Source organism: Streptomyces sp. CB02056 (genome assembly GCF_001905545.1).
In the GTDB taxonomy this organism is placed as follows: domain Bacteria; phylum Actinomycetota; class Actinomycetes; order Streptomycetales; family Streptomycetaceae; genus Kitasatospora.
Genome location: NZ_LIPD01000007.1, coordinates 196813 through 222355, shown reverse-complemented (window position 1 = coordinate 222355; position 25543 = coordinate 196813). Strand labels below are relative to the sequence as shown.

Sequence of the window (25543 nt, the reverse complement as noted above, 5' to 3'; positions counted from 1 at the left end):
GGCGTCAGGCCCGGGGGGACACCCAGAAAATGTCAGATCATCAGATTGTCTCGCGAAGGCTGATCCTGGCCGCGGCCGGGTTGTCGGTCCTCGGCGCCGCAGGGTGCGGGGGAGCACGGCGGGCCGGGGAACCCGGTACCGCGCCGAGAGGGAACGCCGGGCCGCCGCCCGCGGCCGCACCCCCGGCGGCCGCACCGGAAGCCGCACCGGCGGCCGCGCCGGAGGCCGCGCCTGAAACCGCGCCGGAGGCCGCCCCGGAAGCCCCCAGGGTGCTGACCGAGGCGGAGAGCCGGCCGCTGTTCGAACTCGCGGAGGAGGGGAAGGTGGTGGCCCTCACCATCGACGACGGACCCCATCCGCGCCACACCCCCGACGTCCTGGCGCTGCTGGAGAAGCACGGGATCCGGGCGACGTTCTTCCTGATCGGCGAGAACGCGGCCGCCCGTCCCGACCTGGTCCGGGAGATCGCGGCGCGGGGGCACCGCATCGGCAACCACACCTGGAGCCATCCGGACCTCCGTCACCTTCCCGACGACGCCCAGGTGCGGGAGGAGCTGACGCGCACCTCCGACCTCCTCGCCGGGATCACCGGCAAGTCGCCCGTCTGGTTCCGGGCCCCGGGCGGGGACTGGGCCCCGAGGACGCTCAGGACGAGCAGGGAGCTCGGGATGCGGCCGATGGGCTGGACGGTCGACCCGGAGGACTGGGCAGAGCCGGGGACGGACGTGATCCTCGGTCGGCTCACGAAGGAGATGCGCCCGGGAGCGATCGTGCTCACCCATGACGGCGGGGGCGACCGTTCGCAGACGGTGGCCGCTCTCACGCGCTTCCTCCCCTCCCTGATCGACTCCGGCTACCGCTTCACCACCCCGCGGGCCTGACCGGACGGCGGTGCCGGTCTCCTACGCGGAGGCCGGCACCGGCCGCTGTTCCGGGCCGTCGTAGGAGGCGAGCGGGCGGATCAGGGCGTTGTGGGCGAGCTGTTCGGTGATGTGGGCGGTCCAGCCGGTGACCCGGCTCATCACGAAGAGCGGGGTGAAGACCGGGGTGTCGAAGCCCATCAGGTGGTAGGCGAGGCCCGCGGGGTAGTCGAGGTTGGGGTGGATGCCCTTGCGGTCCAGCACCGCCTCGCGCAGCGCCGCGTGCAGGGCGGCCAGCCGGGTCGTCCCGGGGTCGGCCGCCAGGGCCACCAGGTCGTCGAGGGCGGCCTGCATGATCGGGACGCGGGAGTCGCCGTGCTGGTAGACCCGGTGGCCGAAGCCCATGACCTTCCGCTTCGCCGCGAGGGCGTCGTCGAGCCAGTCGGCGGCGCGGGCCGGGTCGCCGATCTCCTCCAGCATGTGCATCACGGCCTCGTTGGCGCCGCCGTGCAGCGGGCCCTTGAGCGCGCCGATCGCGGCGGTGACGGCGCTGTAGAGGTCGGAGAGGGTGGAGGTGACGACGCGGGCGGTGAAGGTGGAGGCGTTGAAGCTGTGCTCGGCGTACAGCACCAGCGAGACCTCGAAGCAGCGGACCACCTCGGGGGCGGGCACGGCGCCGAAGCACATGTGGAAGAAGTTCTCCGCGTACCCGAGGTCCGGGTCCGGTGCGATCGGGGCGAGGCCCCGGCGACGGCGCTGGTCGGCGGCGACGACGGTGGGCAGTTTCGCCAGCAGGGTCAGGGACTTGGCGAGGCCGGGCGCCGGGCGGCCGTCGTCCTCGGTCGGGTCCTCGGCGCCGAAGAAGCTGACGGCGGTGCGCAGCACGTCCATCGGGTGGCAGGTCTCGGGCAGTTTCGCGAGCAGCTCGGCGGTGGTGCGGTCGAGCGGGCGCAGGGCGCGCTCGCGGGCCCGGAACTCGCGCAGCTGGGCGCCGTCGGGCAGTTCGCCGTGCCAGAGCAGATAGGCGACCTCCTCGAAGGAGCGGTGGGCGGCGAGGTCCTGGACGGGGTAGCCGCGGTAGGTGAGGGAGTTGGTCTCCGGGATGACGGTGGAGATCCCGGTGGTGTCGACGACGACACCGGCGAGGCCGCGGTGGACCTCGGGTGCGGTGGTGGGCATGGCTGGTCTCCGGTGCGGGTCAGGTGCCGGGCGGGAGGGTGAAGTCGAAGACGGCCGAGTCGAAGGCCGAGTAGTCGGCGTAGCCGAGGAGTTCGTACAGCCGGGAGCGGGTCTGCATGCGCGGCAGCAGCGGCTCCTGGGTGCCCTCGGTGGCGATGGTGCGCAGCCCGTCCTCGATCGCGCCCATGGCGAGCCGCAGCAGGGTGACCGGGTAGAGGGCGATGTTGTAGCCGAGGCTCTCCAGGGTGCGGGTGTCCAGCAGCGGGGTCCTGCCGAACTCGGTGAGGTTCGCGAGCAGCGGCACGTCCACGGCCTTGCGGAACGCCTCGTACTCGGCCTCGTCGGCGAGGGCCTCGGGGAAGATCGCGTCGGCTCCGGCGTCGACGTAGGCCTTGGCCCGGTCGATCGCGGCGCCGAGTCCTTCGACGGAGCGGGCGTCGGTGCGGGCCATCAGCAGGAAGTCGGGGTCGCGGCGGGCGTCGACGGCGGCGCGCAGCCGGCGGACCATCTCCTCGCGGGGCGCGATGGTCTTGCCGTCGAGGTGGCCGCAGCGCTTGGGGTTGACCTGGTCCTCCAGGTGCAGCCCGGCCAGGCCCGCGTCCTCCAGGAGCTGGACGGTACGGGCGGCGTTCATCGGCTCGCCGAAGCCGGTGTCGGCGTCGATCAGCACCGGGAGGTCGGTGACCCGGGTGGTCTGCTGGGCGCGGGCGGCGACCTCGGTGGAGGTGGTCAGGCCGATGTCCGGCAGGCCGAGGTCGGCGGCGAGCACGGCGCCGGAGAGGTAGACGGCGTCGAAGCCGGTGTCCTGGATGAGCCGGGCGGAGAGCGGGTTGATCGCGCCGGGGACGCGCAGCAGCCGTCCGGAGGCGAGCTGTTCGCGCAGCGCCCGGCGGCGCTCGGCGGCGGTGGTGCGGGTGTGCAGCATCAGAACAGGCCCTTCGGCAGGGTGCGGTCGAACTCGCGGACGGCCTCGGTGTCGACGGCCGGGAACAGTTCGTCGAGGCCGGCGGTCGTCAGCTCGGCGAGGCCGGCGGCGGCGGTGAGGAAGCGGTCCTGGTCGGTGGGGGTGACGACGCCCTCGGTGAGGGTGCGGAACTTCCGCTGGTACGCGGGGCGGTCGAAGGGGCGGGCGCCGGCCGGGTGGGCGTCGGCGACGGCCAGCTCGTCCTCGATGACGGAGCCGTCGTCCAGGGTGATCACGATCCGGCCGCCGAAGGCCCGGTGCTGCGGGTCGGGGTCGTGGTAGCGGCGGGTCCACTCCGGGTCCTCGACCGTGCTGACCTTCCGCCACAGGGCGACGGTCGAGGGCCGGGCGGCCCGCTCGGGGGCGTAGGAGCGCTCGTGGTGCCAGCCGCCGTCCTCCAGGGCGACGGCGAGGATGTACGGGATCGAGTGGTCGAGGGTCTCCCGGTTGGCCGTCGGGTCGTACTTCTGCGGGTCGTTGGCGCCGGAGCCGATGACGTGGTGGGTGTGGTGGCTGGTGTGCAGCACCACCGAGCGCACCCGCTCCAGCGGCCCGGTCTTCTCGCGCAGCCGCCGGGCCAGGTCGATGACCGCCTGGGCCTGGTACTCGGCGGAGTGCTCCTTGGTGTAGGTGTCCAGGATCGCCCGGCGCGGTTCGCCGGGCCCGGGCAGCGGCACGGTGTAGTCGGCGTCCGGGCCGTCGAGCATCCAGGCGAGGAAGCCGTCCTCGCCCTCGTAGACCGGGGAGGGCGAGGTCTCGCCGCGCATCGCCCGGTCCACCGCCTCGATTGCGGCCTTGCCGGCGAAGGCCGGGGCGAAGGCCTTCCAGCTGGAGATCTCGCCCTTGCGGGACTGCCGGGTCGCCGTCGTGGTGTGCACGGCCTGCTGCACCGCCTGGTACACCGTCTCCGTCGGCAGCCGCAGCAGCGCGCCGAGGCCGCAGGCGGTGGCCGCGCTCAGGTGCGCGACGTGGTCGATCCGGTGGGCGTGCAGACAGATGCCCTTGACCAGGGCGACGTGGACCTCGTAGGCGGCGACGATGCCGCGCAGCAGGTCGGCGCCGGTGCGCCCGGTGTGCTGGGCGACGGCCAGCAGCGGCGGGATGTTGTCCCCGGGGTGGGAGTAGTCGGCGGCGAGGTAGGTGTCGTGGAAGTCCAGCTCGCGTACGGCGGTGCCGTTGGCCCAGGCCGCCCACTCGGGGGAGACCCTGGCCAGGCTGCCGAACACCCGGGCGCCGGGCGCCCCGTGGTGCGCGAGCGCCTGGGACCGGGCCACCGCCACCGGCCGGCGCAGCAGCGACGCGACCGCGACCGAGGCGTTGTCGACGACCCGGTTGACGGCCATGCCCACGGCGGCCGGGTCCAGCTCCTCGGTGGCGGTGGCGACGGCGGCCAGTTTCCAGGCCAACTGCTCCTCTCGCGGCAGCCGGTCGGCGCTGGGGTGGACGCGGACGTGGTGCTCGATCACGGGACTCCTCGGGAGCGTCGGGACCGCCCTGACGGGCTCGTACGCTCCAGGCTGCCGCGCCGGCGGGCGGGGATCCAGCAGGCCAATCCGCGGAATCCGGACAGCTCCGGGCTGCGAATCCGCGAATCCTGCGAATCCGCGGATCGTGCGAACCTGCAGAGCCCGCGAAACCGCGAATCCTGCGGACCGGTCTCGCGGGGCTAGGATCCACAGGGCCTCCTCCGCCGGTGATCACCGCACCACGCCGCCGGACCGGGCCGGCCCCGACCGCCCCCTGCCTCTGAGGTGATCACAGCGAACAGCCTGGTGTCCGAGCTGCGGCGACCCGCCGTCCTCCGGTCCGCGCGGTCGGAGGACGGCTCGTGTCGTCACCTGCTGGTGTGGAAGGCCGGCCCGGGCTGGCGGATGGTCAGCAGCGCCGTGCTGGGCGGCGGGATCGGCGAGCGCGGCTGGGTGGTGAACGCCCAGGTCCGGCCCGGCTACAGCCGGATGGACCCGGAGCGGCACCTGGCGGAGCTGGCGGAGGCCGAGGGCCTGCGCGGGCCGGGTGTCGGGCTGATGACCGCCGCGGAGGTCGACGACTGCACCTGGGGTGAGGACGGCGGCGCCGTCGCCCTGGTGACGACCGGCATCGGCGTCCCGACCTGGGCCGCGGCAGCCGCGGCACCGCCCGGTCCGTACGTCCCGGGGACGATCAACATCCTCGCGGTCGTGCCCGCGCCGGTGGCCGACGCGGGGCTGGTGAACCTGCTGGCGACGGCCACCGAGGCGAAGGTGCAGGCCCTCCTGGACGCCGGCTACTCGTGCTCGGGCACCCCGTCCGACGCCGTGTGCGTGGCCGTCCGCACCCCGGTCGACGGCGAGGCGGCCGACCCCTTCGGCGGCCCGCGGTCGGTCTGGGGCTCCCGGCTGGCCCGCGCCGTCCACCGGGCCGTCCTCGACGGGGCGGAACGCGACCGGGCCCGGCGGCGGGAGGGGCCGGGTGTGCCGCACCAGGGGCCCCGGCCGGACTGCCACCGGGCGGACGTCCTTTCAGCCGAAGGGGCTGGAGTGCCCCGAGCAACTGGAGCGCCCGGACGCGTCACCGTCTGAAACCACGCCGCCCCGCCGGTTCCCGGCCCTCCGCGACGGGAGCCGGGCACCGGCGGGGCGCGCTCGTCACGCCGAGGCGTGCGCGTGGAACCCCCGTCCGCTCTTGCGGCCGAGCAGTCCGGCCTCCACCATGCGGGAGAGCAGCGGCGGGGGCGCGTACAGCGGCTCCTTGTACTCCTCGTACATCGACCGGGCGATCGCCTCGACGGTGTCCAGCCCGATCAGGTCGGCGAGTTGGAGCGGCCCCATGGGGTGGGCGCAGCCGTGGACCATCCCGGCGTCGATGTCCTCGGGGCTGGCGTGGCCGGCCTCGGCCATCCGGATCGCGGCGAGCAGGTACGGCACCAGCAGGGCGTTGACGACGAAGCCGGCCCGGTCGCGGGAGTGGACGACGTGCTTGCCGAGGACGTCCCGGGCGAAGCCCTCCACCCGGTCGAGGACGGTCGGGGCGGTGTGCAGCGAGGACACCAGCTCGACCAGCGGCATCACCGGGGCCGGGTTGAAGAAGTGCAGCCCCAGGACGTGGGAGGCGCGGCCCGTGGTGATGCCGAGGCGGGTGACCGGGATGGCCGAGGTGTTGGTGGCCAGGACGGCGTCCTCGGCGACGAGCACCTTGTCCAGGGTGGTGAGCACCTCGGTCTTGACCCGTTCGTCCTCGACGACGGCCTCGACCACCAACTGGCGGTCGGCGAGCGCCTCCAGGTCGTCGGCGAACAGCAGGTGGGCCCAGGCGTCGGTGCGCTGCTCCTCGCTGATCCGGCCGCGGTCGGCGGCGCGGTGCAGCGAGCGGTCGATCCGGGCCCGGGCGGTGCGCAGGGAGTCCCGGCCGGCCTCGCAGACGACGGTGTCGAGCCCGGCGCGGGCGAAGACCTCGGCGATGCCGGCGCCCATCTGTCCGGCGCCGACGACCGCGACGCGGCGGATGTCGTTCATGGTGCACTGCCTCCGTGGTGGGGCGGCTCAGGCCGCGGTGCGGATCCGCACGAGGTGGCGGGCGTAGGCCTCGGTGGTGAGGAAGGCGGGCAGGTCGGCGCCGAGGGCGGTGTCCTCCAGGATCCGCACCGCGTCGTCCACCAGCGTCGGGTCGGCGCCCTCGGCGAGCAGTGTGGCGCGCTCCCGGTCGATCAGGCGCCGCACCATGTCCGGGGTGACGAGCGAGCCGCCGGTCAGCCGGGTGCAGTGGTGCTGCCACTGCCAGATCTGGCAGCGGGCGATCTCGGCGGTGGCGACGTCCTCCATCAGCCCGAAGACGGCGACGGCTCCGGAACCGCCGAGCCAGGCGGTGAGGTAGCGCAGGGCGACGGCGATGTTGGAGCGCAGCCCCTGGTCGGTCGGCAGGCCGGCGGACAGCCTGTGCACGCCGAGCAGGTCGGCGGCGGTGACCTCGACGTCCTCGCGGGTGCGGTCGAGCTGGTTCGGCCGGTCGCCGAGGACGTCGTCGAAGGCGGTGCGGCAGGTGGCGACCAGGCCGGGGTGGGCGACCCAGGAGCCGTCGAAGCCGTCGCCGGCCTCCCGCTCCTTGTCGGCGCGCACCTTGGTGAGGGCCACCGCGTTGGCCTCCGGGGCGCGTTGGGGGATGGCGGCGGCCATGCCGCCGATGGCGTGGGCGCCGCGCCGGTGGCAGGTGCGCACCAGCAGGTCGGTGTAGGCGCGCAGGAAGGGCTGGGTCATGGTGAGGGTGGCGCGGTCCGGCAGCACGTAGCGCGGGCCGTGCTGGGCGAAGTTCTTGATCAGGCTGAACAGGTAGTCCCAGCGCCCGGCGTTGAGCCCGGCGGCGTGCTCGCGCAGCTCGTAGAGGATCTCGTCCATCTCGAAGGCCGCGGTGATGGTCTCGATCAGCACGGTGGCCCGGATCGTGCCGTGCGGGATGCCCAACTCGGCCTGGGCGAAGGCGAAGACCTCGTTCCAGAGCCGGGCTTCGCGGTGGTCCTCCAGCTTGGGCAGGTAGAAGTACGGGCCGCTGCCGCGCTCGATCTGCCGCTTGCCGCAGTGGAAGAGGTAGAGGCCGAAGTCGACCAACGCGCCGACGGCGGGGCGGCCGTCGACCAGCAGGTGCTGCTCGTCGAGGTGCCAGCCGCGCGGGCGGACGACGATGGTGGCGGGGGAGTCGCCGATCCGGTAGCGCTTGCCCTCAGGGGTGGTGTCGTCGATCCGGCGTTCGACCGCGTCGACCAGGTTGAGCTGCCCGGAGACCAGGTTGTGCCAGGTGGGGGCGGTGGCGTCCTCGAAGTCGGCGAGCCACACCCTGGCACCGGAGTTGAGCGCGTTGACGGTCATCCGGCGCTCGGGCGGGCCGGTGATCTCCACCCGGCGGTCGGCCAGGCCCGGCCCGGCGCCGGCCACGCGCCACGTGCTGTCCTCGCGGACGGCGCGGGTCCCGGGGAGGAAGTCGAGGCTGCCGCCGTCCGCCAACTCGGCGCGGCGCCGGTCGCGTTCGGCGAGCAGCGCGGTGCGGCGGGCGGCGAACCGGTCGTGCAGACGGGCGAGGAAGGCGAGCGCCTCGGGGGTGAGGATCTCGTCGAAGCGGTCCTCGTGTTCTCCGAGGACCTCGATGCGGCTGGGCTGGCTCATCCGGTGCTCCAGGGGCGGGTGGAAGGCGCCCGGGGCCTCGTCCCTCAACGAGGCCCCGGGCGGCGGGGTGGGCGGCGGCCGCTCCCCAAAGCGGCTGCCAGGGTGGCTCGGTGGTGCTGTCCTTCCGGCTCGGCGGCCCGCTTCGGGCCCGGCGGCCTCCTTCGGACTCAGTGGAACTGCTCGGCCTCGGTGGAGCCGGTCAGGGCGAGCGTCTCGGCGTTCGGGTTGAGCGCGGTGGAGACCAGGTCGAAGTACCCGGTGCCGACCTCGCGCTGGTGCTTCACGGCGGTGTAGCCGTCCGGCACGGCCGCGAACTCGGCCTCCTGGAGGTCGACATAGGCCGTCATCCCGTGCTCGGCGTAGCCGCGGGCGAGCTGGAACATCGAGTGGTTGAGCGCGTGGAAGCCGGCCAGCGTGATGAACTGGAAGCGGTAGCCCATCGCCCCCAACTCCCGCTGGAACTTGGCGATCTGGTCGTCGTCCAGCGCGGCCTTCCAGTTGAAGGAGGGCGAGCAGTTGTAGGCGAGCATCGTGTCCGGGTGCTCGGCCTTGACCGCCTCGGCGAACTCCCGGGCCTGCTCCAGGTCCGGGGTGCCGGTCTCCACCCAGAGCAGGTCCGCGTACGGGGCGAAGGCCAGGCCGCGCGAGATCACCGGGGCCATGCCGGGCTCGACCCGGTAGAAGCCCTCGGCCGTCCGCTCGCCGGTGCAGAACCGGGCGTCGCGCTCGTCCACGTCGCTGGTCAGCAGGTTGGCGGCGAGCGCGTCGGTGCGGGCGACGATCAGGGTCGGCACGTCGGCGATGTCGGCGGCCAGGCGGGCGGCGTTCAGGGTGCGGATGTGCTGGGCGGTGGGGACGAGCACCTTGCCGCCGAGGTGGCCGCACTTCTTCTCGGAGGCCAGCTGGTCCTCGTAGTGGATGCCCGCCGCGCCGGCCGCGATCATGCCCTTGGTGAGCTCGAAGGCGTTCAGCGGGCCGCCGAAGCCGGCCTCCGCGTCGGCGACGATCGGCACCAGCCAGTCCGGGCCGCCGTTGCCCTCCGCCGCGTCGATCCCGTCCGCCCGCAGCAGCGCGTTGTTGATCCGACGCACCACCTGGGGAACGGAGTTGGCGGGGTAGAGGCTCTGGTCCGGGTACGTCTGCCCGGCCTGGTTGGCGTCGGCCGCGACCTGCCAGCCGGACAGGTAGATCGCCTGCAGCCCGGCCTTCACCATCTGCACGGCCTGGCCGCCGGTCAGCGCGCCGAGCGCGTGGACGTAGTCCTGCTCGTGCAGCTGCCGCCACAGCCGCTCGGCGCCGCGCCGGGCCAGGGTGTGCTCCTCGCGCACCGTCCCGGACAGCCGGACCACATCCGCCGCCGTGTACGTGCGCTCGATGCCCGCCCACCGCGGGTCGGAGGCCCACCGGGCGGCGAGCTCCGCCGCCTGCTGCTCCTGCTGCTGCCGGACCGACTGAGTCATGGGCCTGCTCCCCAGGGTGCTCGTTTGCTCGTTGCGAAGGATGTGACGCACCTCACCGCGAGGGCGAGTGGGCGGCCGGACGGTGCCGGGCTGCGGTGGCGCACCGCGGGACGTGGAGGCCCGGACAGCCCACCGGACCGCGAGCGACCTGGTGCTCTGCGGCTGTCCTGCGCACCTCCCGGCCGCAGCACCGACTCTGGCACCCCCGCCGAGCCGCCGTCACCGGTGGACCGCGGCCAACTTCTGCGAACGCTCATCGGTGAATCCGCGAAGGTTGCGAAGGGCTGACTGGCCGCGCTGCGGCTAGGCTGCCCGCGCCGGATCGACCGATGCGCACAGCGGGGAGAACGACACCATGGGAAAGGCCTTCGCCGGTGCCCGGCTGCGCCGCCTGCGCGAGGAGCGCGGCCTCAGCCAGGCCGCCCTCGCCCGGCTGCTCGACCTCTCGCCCAGCTACGTCAACCAGTTGGAGCACGACGCCCGTCCCCTCACCGTGCCCGTCCTGCTGCGCCTCACCGAGGCCTTCGGCGTCGAGGCCGGCTACTTCGCCCCGCCCGACAGCGCCCGGCTCACCGCCGAACTGCGCGACGCGCTCGGCGAGGAGGTCACGGCCGGCCGGATCACTGGCGGTGACCTCGACGAGCTCGCCGCCCGACTGCCCTCCGTGGCACGGCTGTTGAGCGACCTGGCCCGCGGCCGCCGGGACGCCGCCGAGCAGCTCGCCGTCCTCGCCGGAGACCGCGGCCTCGGGGTCGACACGCACACCCCGCACGAGCAGGTCCGCGAGTTCTTCTACCGCCGCCGGAACTACCTCCACGAACTCGACACGGCCGCCGAGGACTTGGCGACATCCATCGGCCTGCGGCGCGGCGAGGTCAGGACGGTGCTGGCCGAACGGCTCGCCACCGGGCACCGGGTCCGGATCGCCACCGGAGGCGGACAGCTGCACCAGTACGACGAGCCGACCCGGACCCTCCGGCTGTCCGACCGGCTGCGCCCCGGCCAGCAGGCCTTCCGGATGGCCACCCAGCTGGCCTACCTGGAACACGACTCCCTGCTGTCCGAACTCGCCTCCCAGGACAGCCCGGAGGGCTCCACCGCCTTCGCGCTCACCCGCATCGGCCTGGCCAACTACTTCGCCGCCGCCCTCGTCCTGCCCTACACCGCCTTCCACGCCCAGGCGGAGGCGGCCCGCTACGACATCGAGCACCTCGCCGACCACTTCGGCGTCGGCTACGAGACGGTCTGCCACCGGCTCAGCACCCTCCAGCGCCCCGGCCTGCGCGGCGTGCCGTTCTCCTTCGTACGCGTCGACCGGGCCGGGAACGTCTCGAAGCGCCAGTCCGCCACGCCCTTCCACTTCTCCCGCACCGGCGGCACCTGCCCGCTGTGGAACGTCTACGACGCCTTCGCCACCCCCGGGCGCGTCCACGTCCAGGTCGCCGCCATGCCGGACGGCCGCCGCTACCTCTGGACCGCCCGCGCCGTCACCCGCTCGCCCGGCGGCTGGGGCCGCCCCGGCAAGACCTTCGCCATCGGCCTCGGCTGCGAGATCCGGCACGCCGGCCGACTGGTCTACTCCGCCGGCCTGGACCTCGGCGACGAGGCGGCCGCCACCCCGATCGGCCTCGGCTGCAAGGTCTGCGAACGCCCGGCCTGCCCGCAGCGCTCCGCCCCGGCCATCGGCCGACCGCTGGCCGTCGACGAGCACACCAGCACCTTCGTCCCGTACGCCGCGCTGCCCGGCCGCCGGGACTGAGGGCGCCCGGACGGCTGGGGCGGCACGCTCAGTCCCTGATGCCGGAGACCGCCAGCGGCAGGTGGCGGGGCCCGCGCAGGATCGGGCTGCGGCGGTACACGGGAGGGTCCTGGAGCAGGCGGGGGTCGTCGAGGCGGCGGACGAGCGCGGTGAGGGCGATCTGCCCCTCGACCCTGGCGAGCGGCGCGCCGAAGCAGCTGTGCACGCCGCTGCCGAAGCCGAGGTGCTGGTTGTCCTGCCGGGTCGGGTCGAAGTGGTCCGGGTCGCGGAACCGCCGCGGGTCCCGGTTGCCGGCGGCGAGGACCAGGACCAGCGGCGCGCCCTTGGGGATGGTGACGCCGTCGACCTCGACGTCGGTCAGCGCGGTGCGCTGCGGCAGCAGTTGGACCGGGGGCTCGTAGCGCAGCACCTCCTCCACCATGCCCGGCATCAACTCGGGCCGTTCGCGCATCATTTGGAGGGCCTCGGGATGGCGCAGCAGGGTGAGCACGCTGTTGGTGACCAGGTTGACGGTCGTCTCGTGCCCGGCGATGAGCAGCAGGACGGCGGTGGCCATCAGCTCCGGCCGGGTGAAGCCGCCGTCCGGGCCGGGGTCGTTGACGAAGGCGGAGAGCATGTCGTCGGAGGGCCTGCCGCGGCGGCTCTCGGCGAGTTCGCCGAGGTAGAGCCCCATGTCCGTCCGGGCCTGGAGGGCCACCCGCTGCCGCTCGGCCGGGTCGGTGCCGGGGGTGGGGTCGAAGCCCTCGATCAGGGTCTCGGACCAGGCGTGGAAGCGGGGTTCGTCCTCGCGCGGCACCCCGAGCAGCCGGCAGATCACGGTGACGGGGAGCGGGTAGGCGAAGTCCTCGACGAGGTCGATCCGGTCGCGGCCGCGCAGCCCGTCGATCAACTCCCCGGCGATCGCGGTGATCTCGTCGTGCATGGCGTCGACCCGGCCGGGCGCGTGGGGCGGGCCGAAGGGCCGCATGGCCAGGTTGCGCAGCCGTTCGTGCTCGGGGTCGTCCCGGCCGATGAAGGCGACCGGGACGACCGGCACCTCGTCCGGGTCGGTGCGGTTGCGGCGGTCGGAGCTGATCCGCGGGTCGTGGAGCAGCGCGGCGACCTCGTCGTAGGTGCCGACCAGGTAGCCGCCGTCGTCCTGGCGGGCCACGCCGTGCTCGCGCAACTCGGCGTAGAGGGGGTAGGGGTCGGCGCGGTTGGCGTAGTCGGTGATCCGGCGGTACAGGGTGCCGGCGGAACCGGTGCCGGTGCTGGTGCCGGGGGTGTCGGTGGTGGCCATGGCGGGCTCCTCGGGGGTGGCGGCGGCGGTCCGCGGCGCCGGGACGGTGCTCAGCCGTCCCAGCGCCGAAAGGTCAGCCGCCGGTCGGGCAGGTGACCGGTGAGCGCGACGGTGGGACCGTGCGAGAGCACCTTCGGATCGGGCACGTCGGACGGGACGGGGGTGCGGGAGGGCGGTGGCTCCACGCCGACCCAGGCGGGCGGGAACGGGGCGGCGGTCTCGATCAGCCCCTGGTAGTGCTCCAGCCACTTGGCCCGGTTCACGCTCACGGCGGCCGTGATCCGGCCCCGGTACCCGTAGACCGCGACGAACCGCCGCTCCTCCGGCGAGCCCTGGGCGACCACCACGTGGTCGGAGAAGGTCGGCACGCCGACGGACTTGATGTTGAGGCCGAACTGGCTGGACCAGAAGGCGGGCACGCTCAGGTGCGGCAGCCGGCGCGGCCCCGGGTTGACCATGTTGTGGGCCGCCACCGCGGCCTGGGCGACCGCGTTGCCCCAGTGTTCGAGGGAGAGCAGCTGGTACTCGAAGAGCGGGTGCGGGAAGCGGGCGACGTCGCCCGCGACGAAGACGTCGTCGGTGACGATCCCGTACATGTCGAAGGCACGGCAGCCGGCGTCGCAGGCGATGCCGCGTCGACCGGCGGCGAGCCCGGAGTCGGCCAGCCACTCGGTGTTGCGGACGGCCCCCAGGGCGACCACGGCGACGTCCGCCTCGATCCGGCTGCCGTCGGAGAGCTCGGCGCCGGTGAGCCGACCGTCCCGGCCGTGGAGCGCGGTGACGGTCACCCCGCAGCGCAGGTCGACCCCGTGGGCGCGCTGGACCCTGGCCGCGAAGGCGCCGAAGGCCCCGCCGAGGGCGCCGACCAGCGGGGCGGGGCCGCGCTCCGCGACCGTCACCGCCACGCCGCGTTCCCGGCAGGCGGAGGCGATCTCGGAGCCGGTGAACCCGGCACCGATCACCAGCACCCGCCGAGGGCCGGCCGCCAGCCGCTCGGCCAGCCCGGCCGCGTCGTCGGCGGTGCGCAGGGTGAACACCCCGTCGAGGGCGGCCTGCGCGGGGTCCGGCCAGGGCCTGGCCCGGGTGCCCGTCGCGATCAGCAGCCGGTCGTAGGGCAGCCGTTCGCCGGTCGCGAGCAGCACCTGCCTGGCCGCCCCGTCCACGCCGGTCGCGCGGACGCCGAGCCGCCAGTCCGCGTCCACCTCGCGGCGGCGCGGCAGCGCGGTCTCCTCGGCGCGCACCCGCCCGAGCAGCACCTGCTTGGACAGCGGCGGACGGTCGTACGGGGGGCGGCGCTCCTCGCCGACCACGGTCAGCCGCCCGGCGAAGCCCTCGTCGCGCAGCGTCTCCGCGGCGCGCAGCCCGGCCAGCGAGGCGCCGACGACGACGATCCGGCCGCTCCGGAGGTCACCGCACACCGGACCGGCCCTCCCCGCCCGGGCTGTCTGGACCGGCGGCTTCGGCCCCGGCTTCGGCGCGGTCCTCGACCAGGATGGCCTGCACCGGACACGCCGCCGCGGCCCGCAGGACGCGCTCCCGCTGCTCGACGGGAGGCTGCGGGGTGTACATCAGGGCCTCCTCCCCGTGCAGCTCGAACACCCGGGGCGCGAGGAACGCGCACTGCGCGTAGCCCTGGCAGCGGTTGAGGTCGACGACGATCTTCACGGACACTCCTCCCGGCCGGGTCCGTATCCGTCCTACCGCCGCCGCCCTGGCCGCGCGCCCGGGGGTGCTCCGCCGGAGGGGTCGCGGAGCGTGGCCGCCCGCGCCGGTGCGCGGCGTCGGCAACGACGGGAGCGACGGTCCGTACCACGCGGTACGGACCGTCGCTCCCGTGGTCGACGTCGGCCGAGCCCGGCAGGCCGGCGCGGGCACGTTGCCGTGGGCCGGGAACGGAGGTCCCGGGCCGGTGGCCGCGGTCAGTCGTCGTGGTGGTCCGGCTGCTGCTTCCGGTGGCGGGGGAGCCGGTGGGACTCGAGCGGTCGTCCGCCGGCGAGGTGCTCGGTGACGATGAGGGCGGCGGCGGCCGGGTCGACGTTCCCGTACCAGACGTCGTCCGGCTGGACGCTGATGACGGGGGCCTGGTTGCAGGGGAACTGGCAGCCCGTCTGGGTGACGAGCACGTCGTCGTCGCCGAGGCCCTGCTCGGTCAGTCCCTGGACCAGGGCGCGCAGTCCTTCCTCCACGCCCTTGGCCGCGCAGCGCGGGCCGCGGCACACCATGACCTGGTGCCGGTGGCCGGGCACGTCCTCCCAGGCCGCGGACATGAGGCCGGGCTCCGCGCCGGTGACGGCCTTCGTCGCCGCGGCCACCGTGGCGACCGCGTCCGGCGAGTCGGCGAGGCGGGTGGCGACGAGGAGTTCGGGACGGTGGCCCGCGCGCTCGCGCCACCAGTACGCGGCGATCCGCCGGAGCCAGGACTGGCCCGGGCCGGAAGCCGTGAGGCGGACGCCGACCAGGACCACGGTCTCGGTGCCCGCGTCGGCCAGCCTGGTCAGCTCGGCCGACAGGGACGGGTCCGCCAGCTGCAGGAACGCGATCGAGGCCCGGTGCGAGGCCGCCGCCCGGAGGAGTTCGTCACGACGGACGGCCTCCCCGGCCGACATGCCGACCAGGACCACGGCACTGCGGGGGGCGGGGGCGTCCGGGGCGGGGGAGGTCATGGCGTCGTCCTTTCGTGGAGCAGTCCGTTCCACCGGATGTGCGGTCTGTCGTGCCGGGGGTGGCGTTCCACGGTGACGTCGACGCCGTAGACCTCCGCGATCGTGCGTGAGGTGAGCACCTCGGAGCCGGGCCCGTGGGCGACCAGCCGGCCGTCGAGCAGGACGGCGACCTCGTCGCAGTAGGCGGCGGCGAGTTCGAGGTCGTGCAGCGCGGCGACCGTGGTGATGCCCAGCCCGCGGACGGTTTCGAGGAAGCCGAGTTGGTGGCGCAGGTCGAGGTGGTTGGTGGGCTCGTCGAGCAGCAGCACGTCGGGTTCCTGTGCCAGCGCCCGGGCGAGCTGGACCCGCTGCCGCTCGCCGCCTGACAGCGTCGGCCAGGAGCGGTCGAGCAGGTGGCCGACGTCGGCCGCGGCGACGGCGTCGGCGACCACGGACCGCTCGTGGGCGTCGGCGGCGGAGTCCGTCGGCACGGGCCAGCGGCCGCGGTGCGGCGTGCGGCCGAGCTCGATGACCTGACGGACCGTCAGCGACAGCCGGGTGTCCGCCTGCTGTTCCATGAAGGCCACCCGTCGTGCCCGCCGGCGGGCCGTGAGGGCGTGGAGGTCCTCGCCGTCCAGGAGGACCCGGCCCGCGCTCGGCCGGGTCAGTCCGGCGACCGCGCGCAGCAGGGTGGTCTTCCCGGCGCCGTTGGGCCCGAGCAGGCCCGTGATCCGGCCGGGGCGGAAGGCGATCGAGACCGCGTCCAGCAGGGTGGCTCCGCCGACGCGGACACCGAGTCCCTCCGCGCGCAGCCCGACAGGCGTCGTCGTCACTGCGCCCTCCCGTCGGCCCGCCCCTGGCGCCACAGCAGCCAGGCGAAGAACGGCGCTCCGAGCCCGGCCGTGACGACGCCGACGGGGATCTCCCGGTCGGGGAGGACCGAGCGCGCCACGACGTCGCTGCCCACCAGGAGGGACGCGCCGACCAGCGCCGACACGGGCAGCAGGAGGGCGTGGCGCGGGCCGCAGACGAGGCGGACCACGTGCGGGACGACCAGGCCGAGGAACCCGATGACGCCGGTGTTGGCGACCAGGCACGCGGTCACCAGCGCGGCGGTGGCGACGAGGACCCAGCGGGTGCGCTCGACGTGGACGCCGAGGGAGCGGGCGGCGGTCTCGCCGAAGGCGAAGGCGTCCAGGTCGCGGGCCGAGGAGGCCAGGACCGTGACACCCACCAGCGCGACCGCCAGCAGGAAGACGGCGGTGGGCCACCGCACGCCGGCGACCGAGCCCAGCGTCCACTCCATGACACCGCGCGCCGCGTCGCGGTCCCCGAGGACCATCACCACGAACGAGGTGTAGGCCCCGCACATCTGGCCGACCGCGATGCCGGCGAGCACGGTCCGGGCGGTGGGCAGCGACCGGGTTCGGGCGCCGGCCAGGGCCAGGACGACGGCGGCGGCGAGCAGGGCGCCGGCGAAGGCCGCCGTCGCCACCGCGCCGGTGCCCACGGCGCCGGTCACGCCGACGCCGAGGACGATCACGGTGACCGCGCCGGCGGCGGCTCCGTCCGAGATCCCGAGCAGGAAGGGATCGGCCAGGTCGTTCCCGGTCAGCGTCTGCAGCACCGCGCCGCAGACCGCGAGGCCGGCGCCGGTGGCGGCCGCTCCCAGCACCCGGGGCAGCCGCAGCTGCCAGACGATCTGGTCGTCCAGCAGCGTCACAGGCGGGTCGCCCAGCCCGAGACGGCGCGCCACGACCTCGATCACCGTTCCGACCGACTCGTGCTGCGAGCCCACGGCCAGGCCGAGGAGCAGGGTGCTCAGGAGCAGGGCCGCGGCGACGGCCAGGGCCGCCGTCGCGCGGCCCGGACCAGCGGGCCGCACGACGGGGTGGGGCGCGGTGGTCATGAAGCCGGGTGCAGTCGGCCCAGCCCGTCGGACACCCGGGCGGCACCGTCGGCGAGCAGCACGCCGGGGGTCGACTCGGAGAACGGCACCGTCACGAAGGCCTTGCGCTGCACGGCGGTGAGCCTGCTCAGGACCGGGTCGTTCTCCAGGTAGTCGATCTTGGACTGGGCGGTGTCCCAGTCGGCGTCCGCGACCACGATGGCGTCCGGGTCCGCCGCGACGACCTTCTCCCAGCTCACGTTCTGCCAGCTGCCGGGCAGGTCCCCGAAGACGTTGCGGGCGCCCACGGCGTCGAGCACGAGTTGGGGGCCGCCCTGGCCGGTGCCGACGTACGGCGTCTTGGTGTCCGAGTCGAACCACAGGACCTTCAGGCCCTTGCCCGCGGCCGTCGCCGTGAACTGCGCCAGCTGCTGCTCCTGCTGCCGCTGGATCGCGGCGGCCCGCTCCGGGACGCCGAAGACCTTGGCGACGTCGTTCAGCTCGCCCCACGCCGCCTGCCAGGTCGTCGGCGGCACCTGGTTCTTGTCCGAGCAGCCGAACGGGGACAGGTACGACGGGACGCCCTGGCCGCGCAGCTCCTCCCGGGTGCCCGCGACCTTGTCGGTGAACGCGGTGGAGTAGGAGGCGTACAGGAAGTCGGGACGGGCCGCGAGGAGGTTCTCCTTCGTCGGGTACTTCTTGGAGAGCACCGGGACGGAGTCGTAGGCGGCCTTCCACTTCTCCGGGACGGAGTCGTCGAGGTAGGCGGTACCGGCCATGCGGGACTGTAGGCCGAGGGCCAGGGCCACCTCGGTGGCACCCTGGTTGAGCGTCACCAGCCGCTCGGGCGGCGCGCCGACCGTCACGGTGGTCCCGCAGTTGTCCACGCTGACCGGCGCGGCACTTCCGGTCGCCCCGCCGGACGCGGCGGGCGCGGGGGCGCCCGCGCAGCCTCCGAGCACGCCGACGAACAGCAGGGCCGCGACGGCCCGGCCGACGCGTGTCGGACCTGTGGGACGTACGGGATGTACGGGACGCATGGAGCGCGTGGAACGTATGGATCGGACCGGATGCGGGTACGGCTGACCGCTGGGCACGTGTTCTCCAAAACCCTCGTGGAACATGTCGCGCCGTGGCCGGTCTCCTGGCTTCCGCATCAACACGCCGCGACCGACCTTCCCGAGCGGCTCTCCCAGCCCGCCCAGTGGCCCTGACCGCTGGCGAAAGCCGGTCAGCGAGGGCCGCGGAACTCCGCGGCAACAGTGGCGAGGGCCGCACCGGACTCAGACCGGTTTCCCGAACACCACGGCGATGGCACGCTATCAGGCGTGGTCAGGTCGGTGGCGACCGGCCGGTGGGATGATCGTTTGGATCGTTTGCGGGGATGGGGGAGGGAACGGCCACGGGGTCGGCCGGCTCCGGAGGGACGGGGGATCACCCCGGAAGGCGGAAGAAGGAGCGGTAGAGCGGCAGCTGCTCGGCGAGCATGTGGATGCCGGGGTGGGTGGCGAGGCCGAGGGCGGCGGCGGTGCGCAGCAGCGGGGTCTCGGCGGGCGTCATGATGATGTCGGCGACCAGCGCGCCGGGCGCCAGTGGTCCCGGGTCGAAGGGGAGCGGGTCGGCCGGGTCCAGGCCCAGCGGGGTGGCGTTGACCGCGAGGTCGACGCCGGAGGGCGGGCGCGGGGCGGCGGCCACGCGGCCGGGCCAGCGGGTGCCGAGCCGCTCCAGCAGGGCGTCCACCCGGCCCCGGTCGGGATCGGTCACGGTGAGTGCGGCGGCCCCTTCGGCGAGCAGGGCGGCGGCGATGGCGAGCCCCGCGCCTCCGGCGCCGGCCAGTGCCACCCGCAGCCCGGCCGGGTGGTGCCCGGCGGCGGCCAGGCCCCGGACGAACCCGGCGCCGTCGAAGTTGTCGCCGTACCAGCGGCCGTCCGGCTCGCGGCGCAGCGCGTTGGTGCTGCCCAACAGGGCGGCGGCGTCGCTGAGTTCGTCGGCGTGCCCGCACATCGCCAGCTTGTGCGGGACGGTGACCAGCAGCCCGTCCAGGTTGGCGACGGCCTTCAGCCCGCGGACGACCTCGTCCAGCCGGTCCGCCGGGGCGTGCACGGGGACGAGCACGGCGTCCACGCCGCTCGCCGCGAACAGCGGGTTGAGCAGGGCGGGCGCCTTGGCCTGTGCGACCGGGTCGCCGAGCACCGCGAACAGCCGGGTGCGGCCGGAGATCGGCGGGCGGGCGGCCGGCGCGTCGGGTGCGTCGGGGGCCGGTACGTCGGGGGTCGGCAGGTCGGGGGTCGGCAGGTCGGGGTGAAGGGACATCTCAGGCCTCCCCGGCGGCGGCGCGCGGCATGGCGTCCAGCGTGCGGGCGACCAGCGGCTCGGGGACGTCGCTGACGAGTTCGGCGCCGCGCGGGCCGTCCAGGACGAAGGAGAGCCCGTCGACGGCCTTCTTGTCCAGCCGCATGAGGGCGATCAGCGCCCCGGTGCCGACCTCCGGCGGCAGTGCGGTCGGCAGCCCGTAGTGGGCGACCACCTCGTGGTGCTCGGCGACCCGCTCGGGGCCGATCCGGCCGAGCGCCCCCGCCAGCCGGCCGGCGAAGACCGTGCCGACGCCGACCGCCTCGCCGTGGCGCAGCCGGAAGTCGGTGGCGCGTTCCAGCGCGTGGCCCAGGGTGTGGCCGTAGTTGAGGATGTGCCGCAGCCCGGTGTCGCGCTCGTCGGCGGCCACCACGGCGGCCTTGCGGGCGACGCTCGCGGCGATCTGCTCGGGCAGGGGCAGGTGGCGGAGGTCCCCGGCGCCGATGAAGTGGCAGCGGGCGATCTCCCCGTAGCCGTTGACGCGTTCGCGCGGCGGGAGGGTGTCGAGGTAGTCGGTGTCGCAGAGCACGGCGGACGGCTGCCAGTACGCGCCCACCAGGTTCTTGCCCTCCGGGAGGTTCACCGCCGTCTTGCCGCCGACGCTCGCGTCGACCTGGGCCAGCAGCGAGGTGGGCAGGTGCACCACGGGCACGCCCCGGTGGTACAGCGCGGCGGCGAGCCCGACCGCGTCGGTGGTGGTGCCGCCGCCGCAGGAGACCACGGCGTCCGCCCGGCCCAGGCCGAACGCGGTGAAGCGGCTGCACAGTTCGGCCACCCAGGCGAGGGACTTGCCCTCCTCGCCGTCCTTCGCCTCCACCACCAGGGTGTCGAGGCCGGTGTCGGGCAGCCACTCGGCGGGCCGGGCGCTGACCACCGCGACCCGGCGGGCGCCGATCCCCGCGAGCACCCCGGCCAGCCGGTGGCGGGCGCCGGGGCCGATCAGCACCGGGTAGCCGCGCTCACCCAGCTCCACGTCGATGCGCCGCAGCCCTCCGTCCGTACGGACGAGGGTTTCTGTCGTGGTCAACTCGGCTCCCAGGGCTGGTCGGTGAGGTGGTGTGCGGTGCGGTGTCGCTCGGTGGGTGGGGGGCACGGGCACGGCTTCAGGCCGCAGGCTGCAGCCGCGCCAGCGCGAGGGCGCCGTGCAGCGAGGACAGCCCGCCGAGCACGGCCGGCCGGATCGCGGGGACCGGGCCGCCGGGGCGGGCCAGCGCGGCGGCGTGCGCCTCCACCCGCGCCGTGAAGCCGGGCAGCCCGTCGGCGAACCCGCCGCCCAGCACGGTCAGTTCGGGGTGGAACAGCTCGCCGAGCGAGACGGCCGCGGCCGCCAGCGCGGCGCAGGTCTCCTCGACGGCCTCCACCGCCCACGGCGCGCCCTCGGCCAGCCCGGACCGCAGCTCCGGGTACTCGACCGGCGCGCCGCGCAGCAGTTCCGCGCGCCGCAGGGTCGCCGGACCGGAGGCGGTGGCCTGCAGGCAGCCGCGCCGCCCGCAGTCGCAGACCGGGCCCCGGCGGTCGACGATCAGGTGCCCCGCCTCGCAGGAGCCGCGCCCCGGGCCCGGCAGCGGCGCGCCCCCGTGCACGACACCGCCGCCGACGCCCGTCCCGACACCCAGGTAGACCACGTGCCCGGACCCGGCGTGCACCGCCTCGGCGAGCGCGGCGAGGTCACCGTCGTCCGCCCAGGCCAGGGCGGCGGCGGGGAAGAGCCGCCGCAGTGCCGGGACGAGGTCGAAGCCGCGCCAGTCGGGGCGGCCGGGCCAGGCGAGCACCCGGCCGTCCGGGCCGAGGGTCGCGGGCACGGCCACCCCGACCGCCGCGAAGTCGCCCTCCCAGCGCTCGCGCAGGTCGGCGACCGTGCCGGCCAGCGCTGTCCAGTCGGCGTAGGCGCCGGCCACCCGGGCGCCGGGCCAGCGCAGCACGGCCTCCTCGGTGCGGACCGGCCCGCCGGGCGGGCCGTCCTCGGCGCGCAGCGCCACCTTGGTGCCGCCGATGTCGATGCCGAGCACGCCCCGGGCGGCCGTCAGGGCCTGAGCCGTGGGGGCCTGCGGCGTCGGGCCCTGAGCCGCGGGGCCCTGAGTCGTTGGGCCCTGAGCCGTCGGAGCCTGAACCGCGGGACCCGGCGCCGCCGCGGTCCGCGTCGTCGTCGTGGTGCCCCCTGCCGGGGCGCCCGTCGCGAAGCCCATCAGGACGCCGGGACCTTCGCCAGCAGCGCCTGCGCGGCGAGCCGGTAGCCGAGCGCGCCGAGCCCGACGATCACGCCCGAGGCGATCGGCGCCAGTACCGACTCGTGCCGGAAGGACTCGCGCGCCCAGACGTTGGACAGGTGCACCTCGACGAACGGTCGCGGGTAGGCGGCGAGCGCGTCGCGCAGGCCCCAGCCGGCGATCATCAGCGCGCCCGGGTTGACGATCGCCCCGACGGAGCCGTCCCAGGCGTCCTGCACCGCCTCGATCAGCTGACCCTCGGACTCGCGCTGGACGGAGACCACCTTCCAGCCCCGGCCGGCCACCTCGGCGGCGACCGCGGCCTCGATGTCGGCCAGGGTGTCGGTGCCGTAGACCTCCGGCTCGCGGCGGCCGAGAATCCCGAGATTGGGGCCGTTCAGCAATAGCAGTTCGCTCATATTCCGGTTATAGCAGCGAATTCCCCGGACGAAACCGGAGAGGGTTGCCGAACTGCAGGACAAGGGCTTTGTAGGGGGGTGCGTAGGGGAGGTGACGGGCCGGATTTCCTGGGTTAGCGTCCCGTTCCACGGTCCCCCCGACAGGAAAGGCTGCGCGGAATCATGAGTGCCCAAGGACGTCCGGCCCCGGAGTTCCCGGTCTGGCCCCAGTACGACGATGCCGAGCGCGAAGGACTGCTCAGGGCCCTGGAGCAGGGCCAGTGGTGGCGGATGGGCGGCAAGGAGGTCGACACCTTCGAGCAGGAGTTCGCCGAGTACCACGGCGCCGCCAAGGCGCTCGCCGTCACCAACGGCACCCACGCGCTGGAGATCGCCCTCCAGCTGCTCGGTGTCGGCCCGGGCACCGAGGTCATCGTGCCCGCGTTCACGTTCATCTCCTCCTCCCAGGCCGCCCAGCGGCTCGGCGCCACCGCGGTGCCGGTCGACATCGACCTCGACACCTACAACCTGAGCCCCGAGGCGGCCGCCGCCGCGATCACCCCGCGGACCCGGGCGATCATGCCCGTCCACATCGCCGGCCAGATCGCCGACCTGGACGCCCTCGACAAGCTCGCCGCCGACTCGGGCGTCTCGATCGTGCAGGACGCCGCGCACGCCCACGGCGCCCGCTGGCGCGGCCGCCGGGTCGGCGAGCTGGGCTCGATCGCCGCGTTCAGCTTCCAGAACGGCAAGCTGATGACGGCCGGCGAGGGCGGCGCCGTCACCTTCCCGGAGACCGCCCAGTACGACGAGGCGTTCCTGCGGCACAGCTGCGGCCGCCCGCCGACGGACCGGAAGTACTACCACCAGACCTCCGGCTCCAACTTCCGGCTCAACGAGTTCTCCGCGAGCGTGCTGCGCGCCCAGCTCGCCCGCCTGGACGGCCAGATCAGCGTCCGCGAGGAGCGCGCCAAGCTGCTCAAGAGGCTGCTGACGGAGATCCCCGGCGTGGTGCCGCAGGGCCACGACGAGCGGGCCGACCGCGTGCCGCACTACATGGCGATGTTCCGGGTGCCCGGCCTCGGCGAGGACCGGCGCAACGCCCTGGTCGACGACCTGATCGCGCGCGGCCTGCCCGCCTTCGTGGTCTTCCGCGCCATCTACCGCTCGGACGGCTTCTGGGAGTCGGCCGCGCCCGACACCACCGTCGACGCGCTGGCCAAGGCCTGCCCCAACAGCGAGGCGCTCACCGCCGACGGCATCTGGCTGCACCACCGCACCCTCCTCGCGAGCGAGCGGGCGATCGAGGACACCGCCCAGATCATCGCCGACGCCCTGGCAGCGGTGTGAACGCGCGGGTGAGCACCGCCGGACGGGGGCCGGACGCCCCGGTACGGGTGGCCGTCGTCGGCCTCGGCTGGGCGGGCCGCACCATCTGGCTGCCCCGGCTGACGGCCCACCCGGCCTACCGGGTCACCGCCGTCGTCGAGCCCGGCCCCGGCGGCGCGGAGCACGTGCCGGCCGGCGCCGCGCTCCTCGCCGACGCCGACCTGCTCGGCCCCGACGTCGACCTCGCGGTCGTCGCGGTGCCCAACCACCTGCACACCCCCGTGGCCGAACGCCTGCTCGCCCGCGGCATCCCGGTGTTCCTGGAGAAGCCGGTCTGCCTCAGCTCCGCCGAGGCGGACCGGCTGGCCGCCGCCGAACGCGCCGGCGGGACCGTCCTGTTGGCGGGCAGCGCCGCCCGCTACCGGCCGGACGTCGCCGCCCTCACCGAGCTGGCGGCGGACCTCGGCCCGATCCGCCACGTCGACCTCGCCTGGGTCCGCGCCAGCGGTGTCCCCGACGCCGGCGGGTGGTTCACCAGCCGGCGGCTCTCCGGCGGCGGCGCCCTGGTCGACCTCGGCTGGCACCTGCTGGACACGGCCCAGGCCGTGCTCGGCGGCGACGTCCGGTTCCCGTCGGTGCTCGGCTCGCTCTCCGCCGACTTCGTCAACGACGGCAGGCGCGGCGCTGGCTGGCGCGGCACCGAGGGGCCGGACGGCGCGGGAGACGTCGAGGACACCGCCCGCGGCTTCCTGCTCACCGACACCGGCGTCTCGGTGGCGGTGCGGGCGAGCTGGGCCTCCCACGAGTCCGTCGACACCACCCGGATCACCGTGGAGGGCGCCACCGGTTCCGCGACCCTGGAGTGCACCTTCGGCTTCAGCCCGAACCGCCGGGTCCCGCGCCTCACCCGGACCCGCGACGGCGTCACCACCGAGGTCCCGCTGCCCGGGGAGAACGTCGGCACTGAGTACGTGCGCCAGCTCGACGAGCTGCCCGCCGTGCTCGCCGACCCGGCCTCGCGCGGCGCGGCCGTGAAGCGCGCCCACCACACCATCTCGGTCATCGAGCGGCTCTACGCGGCGGCCCGCGCCCCGCGGCCGCGGCTCGCCGACGAGGCCGCGGCACTCGCCGTCTGACCGTCGTCGGCGCCCGACCGCCGTCCCCGCCGTCCCCGCCGTTCCCCGCCGAGCCGCGGCTCCACCCGAGCAGCCCCGTGCCCCGGCCCCGGAGGCCGTGCCCATCCCCTCGGCCCCGGGGCGTCAGGCCCGGTCACCCGTCCGGGCAGCCCCTCGTCCCATGGAGATCCCATGCCGATCGACCAGCTCGCAGCCACCGCCCCGACCACCGGGCCCGACGGCCACGCGCTCGCCGCCCGCTCCCCGCTGCGCGCCGTGGTCTTCGACCTCGACGGCGTCATCGTCGACAGCTTCGACGTGATGCGCCGGGCGTTCCTCACCGCCTACGAGGAGGTGGTCGGCGACGGCAACCCGCCGTTCGAGGAGTACTGCCGCCACCTCGGCCGCTACTTCCCGGACATCATGCGGATCATGGGGCTGCCGCTCGCCCTGGAGGAGCCCTTCGTCCGGGAGAGCTACCGGCTCGCCCCTCAGGTCACCGTGCACGCCGGGGTGCGGGAGCTGCTCGTCGACCTCAACCGGCGCGGCATCCGGCTGGCCGTGGCCACCGGCAAGAGCGGCCCCCGGGCCCGCTCGCTGCTCGACCAGCTCGGCCTGCTGCACCACTTCGACCACGTGCTCGGCTCCGACGAGGTCCCCCGGGCCAAGCCCGCGCCCGACATCGTGCTGCGCGCCCTGGAACTGCTCGACGTGCCGGCCGAACGGACCGTCATGGTCGGCGACGCCGTCACCGACCTGGCGAGCGCCCGGGGCGCCGGGGTCGGCGCGATCGCCGTGCTGTGGGGCGAGAGCGACGAGGCGGCGCTGCTCGCCGAACGGCCCGACGCGGTGCTGCGCCGGCCCGACGACCTGCTCGCCCTGCTGCCCGAACCCGTCCCGGCCCACTGACCGGCCGCGAGCCCGCCCCACCCGGCCGCCCCACCGGCCGGTCCGGGCCGGTCCGCCCTCCCCGCCCCGCCGC

23 protein-coding genes and 1 riboswitch are annotated in these 25543 nt (G+C 74.9%); of the genes, 6 read left to right on the top strand and 17 right to left on the bottom strand.

The window, feature by feature from the left end; translation table 11 throughout:
• The first annotated feature begins 269 nt into the window (after positions 1 to 269).
• Positions 270 to 881, top strand: coding sequence for a polysaccharide deacetylase family protein (locus tag AMK13_RS19890; protein ID WP_241852960.1), 612 nt, complete (start codon positions 270 to 272; stop codon positions 879 to 881).
• Positions 882 to 902: 21 nt separating this feature from the next.
• Here AMK13_RS19890 and AMK13_RS19885 read toward each other — a convergent pair whose 3' ends face one another.
• Genes AMK13_RS19885 through AMK13_RS19875 form a run of 3 tightly spaced genes read right to left on the bottom strand, consistent with a single transcriptional unit; the run spans position 903 to position 4469 of the window.
• Positions 903 to 2039 (bottom strand): bifunctional 2-methylcitrate synthase/citrate synthase, encoded by a 1137-nt coding sequence (locus AMK13_RS19885; protein ID WP_074003456.1) that lies wholly within the window; start codon positions 2037 to 2039, stop codon positions 903 to 905.
• Between the two features lie 19 nt (positions 2040 to 2058).
• Positions 2059 to 2964, bottom strand: coding sequence for a methylisocitrate lyase (gene prpB, locus AMK13_RS19880; protein WP_074003455.1), 906 nt, complete (start codon positions 2962 to 2964; stop codon positions 2059 to 2061).
• Positions 2964 to 4469: an MmgE/PrpD family protein gene (locus AMK13_RS19875; RefSeq protein ID WP_074003454.1), complete on the bottom strand. Its 1506-nt coding sequence runs from the start codon at positions 4467 to 4469 to the stop codon at positions 2964 to 2966. The genes prpB and AMK13_RS19875 overlap by 1 nt, the downstream gene beginning before the upstream one ends.
• Before the next feature lie 288 nt (positions 4470 to 4757).
• Here AMK13_RS19875 and AMK13_RS19870 point away from each other — a divergent pair, with 288 nt between their 5' ends.
• Positions 4758 to 5561 (top strand): adenosylcobinamide amidohydrolase, encoded by an 804-nt coding sequence (locus tag AMK13_RS19870; RefSeq protein WP_074003800.1) that lies wholly within the window; start codon positions 4758 to 4760, stop codon positions 5559 to 5561.
• Positions 5562 to 5627: 66 nt separating this feature from the next.
• Here AMK13_RS19870 and AMK13_RS19865 read toward each other — a convergent pair whose 3' ends face one another.
• The 3 genes from AMK13_RS19865 to aceA form a co-directional block, all read right to left on the bottom strand.
• A complete protein-coding gene (locus AMK13_RS19865) occupies positions 5628 to 6494 on the bottom strand; it encodes a 3-hydroxybutyryl-CoA dehydrogenase (RefSeq protein ID WP_074003453.1) in 867 nt (288 codons plus the stop codon).
• 27 nt (positions 6495 to 6521) lie between these two features.
• Positions 6522 to 8132 carry a malate synthase A gene (aceB, locus tag AMK13_RS19860; protein ID WP_074003452.1) on the bottom strand — a complete coding sequence of 537 codons (1611 nt, stop codon included), beginning with the start codon at positions 8130 to 8132 and terminating at the stop codon, positions 6522 to 6524.
• Positions 8133 to 8299: 167 nt separating this feature from the next.
• The gene (gene aceA, locus AMK13_RS19855; protein WP_074003451.1) at positions 8300 to 9592 is read right to left on the bottom strand and encodes an isocitrate lyase; all 1293 of its coding nucleotides are present in this window, start codon (positions 9590 to 9592) and stop codon (positions 8300 to 8302) included.
• Positions 9593 to 9947: 355 nt separating this feature from the next.
• On the opposite strand from aceA, the gene AMK13_RS19850 reads away from it, so the two are divergent.
• Entirely contained in the window at positions 9948 to 11351 is a 1404-nt protein-coding gene (locus AMK13_RS19850) for a short-chain fatty acyl-CoA regulator family protein (protein WP_074003450.1), read from the top strand.
• A 28-nt stretch (positions 11352 to 11379) separates the two neighbouring features.
• On the opposite strand, the gene AMK13_RS19845 is transcribed toward AMK13_RS19850, so the two are convergent.
• The 11 genes from AMK13_RS19845 to AMK13_RS19795 all read right to left on the bottom strand — a co-directional run bounded on the left by AMK13_RS19845 (position 11380) and on the right by AMK13_RS19795 (position 22138).
• Complete coding sequence (locus AMK13_RS19845) at positions 11380 to 12630, bottom strand: cytochrome P450 (protein ID WP_074003449.1); 1251 nt, start codon at positions 12628 to 12630, stop codon at positions 11380 to 11382.
• Positions 12631 to 12680: 50 nt separating this feature from the next.
• Complete coding sequence (locus tag AMK13_RS19840) at positions 12681 to 14048, bottom strand: NAD(P)/FAD-dependent oxidoreductase (protein ID WP_074003448.1); 1368 nt, start codon at positions 14046 to 14048, stop codon at positions 12681 to 12683.
• Positions 14038 to 14295 carry a ferredoxin gene (locus tag AMK13_RS19835; RefSeq protein ID WP_074003447.1) on the bottom strand — a complete coding sequence of 86 codons (258 nt, stop codon included), beginning with the start codon at positions 14293 to 14295 and terminating at the stop codon, positions 14038 to 14040. Before AMK13_RS19835 ends, AMK13_RS19840 begins: the two co-directional genes overlap by 11 nt.
• 254 nt (positions 14296 to 14549) lie before the next feature.
• Positions 14550 to 15293, bottom strand: coding sequence for a (2Fe-2S) ferredoxin domain-containing protein (locus AMK13_RS19830; RefSeq protein ID WP_079272310.1), 744 nt, complete (start codon positions 15291 to 15293; stop codon positions 14550 to 14552).
• Positions 15290 to 16105 (bottom strand): ABC transporter ATP-binding protein, encoded by an 816-nt coding sequence (locus AMK13_RS19825; RefSeq protein ID WP_107418789.1) that lies wholly within the window; start codon positions 16103 to 16105, stop codon positions 15290 to 15292. Before AMK13_RS19825 ends, AMK13_RS19830 begins: the two co-directional genes overlap by 4 nt.
• On the bottom strand, positions 16102 to 17181 hold the full coding sequence (locus AMK13_RS19820; RefSeq protein WP_074003446.1) for a FecCD family ABC transporter permease: 1080 nt from the start codon (positions 17179 to 17181) through the stop codon (positions 16102 to 16104). Before AMK13_RS19820 ends, AMK13_RS19825 begins: the two co-directional genes overlap by 4 nt.
• On the bottom strand, positions 17178 to 18200 hold the full coding sequence (locus AMK13_RS19815; RefSeq protein WP_074003445.1) for an ABC transporter substrate-binding protein: 1023 nt from the start codon (positions 18198 to 18200) through the stop codon (positions 17178 to 17180). The genes AMK13_RS19820 and AMK13_RS19815 overlap by 4 nt, the downstream gene beginning before the upstream one ends.
• 77 nt (positions 18201 to 18277) lie before the next feature.
• Positions 18278 to 18483: riboswitch (cobalamin riboswitch) on the bottom strand.
• A gap of 111 nt (positions 18484 to 18594) precedes the next feature.
• Complete coding sequence (locus tag AMK13_RS19810; protein ID WP_079272309.1) at positions 18595 to 19473, bottom strand: shikimate dehydrogenase family protein; 879 nt, start codon at positions 19471 to 19473, stop codon at positions 18595 to 18597.
• Between the two features lies 1 nt (position 19474).
• Positions 19475 to 20539: a 3-dehydroquinate synthase family protein gene (locus tag AMK13_RS19805; protein ID WP_241852959.1), complete on the bottom strand. Its 1065-nt coding sequence runs from the start codon at positions 20537 to 20539 to the stop codon at positions 19475 to 19477.
• Between the two features lie 76 nt (positions 20540 to 20615).
• The gene (locus tag AMK13_RS19800; protein WP_241852958.1) at positions 20616 to 21521 is read right to left on the bottom strand and encodes an ROK family protein; all 906 of its coding nucleotides are present in this window, start codon (positions 21519 to 21521) and stop codon (positions 20616 to 20618) included.
• A gap of 176 nt (positions 21522 to 21697) precedes the next feature.
• Positions 21698 to 22138, bottom strand: coding sequence for a type II 3-dehydroquinate dehydratase (locus AMK13_RS19795; protein ID WP_074003444.1), 441 nt, complete (start codon positions 22136 to 22138; stop codon positions 21698 to 21700).
• Between the two features lie 162 nt (positions 22139 to 22300).
• On the opposite strand from AMK13_RS19795, the gene AMK13_RS19790 reads away from it, so the two are divergent.
• The 3 genes from AMK13_RS19790 to AMK13_RS19780 all read left to right on the top strand — a co-directional run bounded on the left by AMK13_RS19790 (position 22301) and on the right by AMK13_RS19780 (position 25470).
• Positions 22301 to 23467: a DegT/DnrJ/EryC1/StrS family aminotransferase gene (locus AMK13_RS19790; protein WP_049659592.1), complete on the top strand. Its 1167-nt coding sequence runs from the start codon at positions 22301 to 22303 to the stop codon at positions 23465 to 23467.
• An 8-nt stretch (positions 23468 to 23475) separates the two neighbouring features.
• Positions 23476 to 24582, top strand: coding sequence for a Gfo/Idh/MocA family protein (locus AMK13_RS19785; RefSeq protein ID WP_107418813.1), 1107 nt, complete (start codon positions 23476 to 23478; stop codon positions 24580 to 24582).
• Positions 24583 to 24753: 171 nt separating this feature from the next.
• Positions 24754 to 25470, top strand: coding sequence for an HAD-IA family hydrolase (locus AMK13_RS19780; RefSeq protein WP_079272307.1), 717 nt, complete (start codon positions 24754 to 24756; stop codon positions 25468 to 25470).
• The last annotated feature ends 73 nt before the right edge of the window (positions 25471 to 25543 follow it).

Bases quoted from the DNA above. Each gene is read 5' to 3' on its own strand.
- AMK13_RS19885 (WP_074003456.1), bottom strand. From the start codon at position 2,039: ATGCCCACCACCGCACCCGAGGTCCACCGCGGCCTCGCCGGTGTCGTC.
- prpB (WP_074003455.1), bottom strand. From the start codon at position 2,964: ATGCTGCACACCCGCACCACCGCCGCCGAGCGCCGCCGGGCGCTGCGC.
- AMK13_RS19865 (WP_074003453.1), bottom strand. From the start codon at position 6,494: ATGAACGACATCCGCCGCGTCGCGGTCGTCGGCGCCGGACAGATGGGC.
- aceB (WP_074003452.1), bottom strand. From the start codon at position 8,132: ATGAGCCAGCCCAGCCGCATCGAGGTCCTCGGAGAACACGAGGACCGC.
- aceA (WP_074003451.1), bottom strand. From the start codon at position 9,592: ATGACTCAGTCGGTCCGGCAGCAGCAGGAGCAGCAGGCGGCGGAGCTC.
- AMK13_RS19850 (WP_074003450.1), top strand. From the start codon at position 9,948: ATGGGAAAGGCCTTCGCCGGTGCCCGGCTGCGCCGCCTGCGCGAGGAG.
- AMK13_RS19845 (WP_074003449.1), bottom strand. From the start codon at position 12,630: ATGGCCACCACCGACACCCCCGGCACCAGCACCGGCACCGGTTCCGCC.
- AMK13_RS19830 (WP_079272310.1), bottom strand. From the start codon at position 15,293: ATGACCTCCCCCGCCCCGGACGCCCCCGCCCCCCGCAGTGCCGTGGTC.
- AMK13_RS19820 (WP_074003446.1), bottom strand. From the start codon at position 17,181: ATGACCACCGCGCCCCACCCCGTCGTGCGGCCCGCTGGTCCGGGCCGC.
- AMK13_RS19815 (WP_074003445.1), bottom strand. From the start codon at position 18,200: ATGCGTCCCGTACATCCCGTACGTCCCACAGGTCCGACACGCGTCGGC.
- AMK13_RS19810 (WP_079272309.1), bottom strand. From the start codon at position 19,473: ATGTCCCTTCACCCCGACCTGCCGACCCCCGACCTGCCGACCCCCGAC.
- AMK13_RS19795 (WP_074003444.1), bottom strand. From the start codon at position 22,138: ATGAGCGAACTGCTATTGCTGAACGGCCCCAATCTCGGGATTCTCGGC.
- AMK13_RS19790 (WP_049659592.1), top strand. From the start codon at position 22,301: ATGAGTGCCCAAGGACGTCCGGCCCCGGAGTTCCCGGTCTGGCCCCAG.
- AMK13_RS19780 (WP_079272307.1), top strand. From the start codon at position 24,754: ATGCCGATCGACCAGCTCGCAGCCACCGCCCCGACCACCGGGCCCGAC.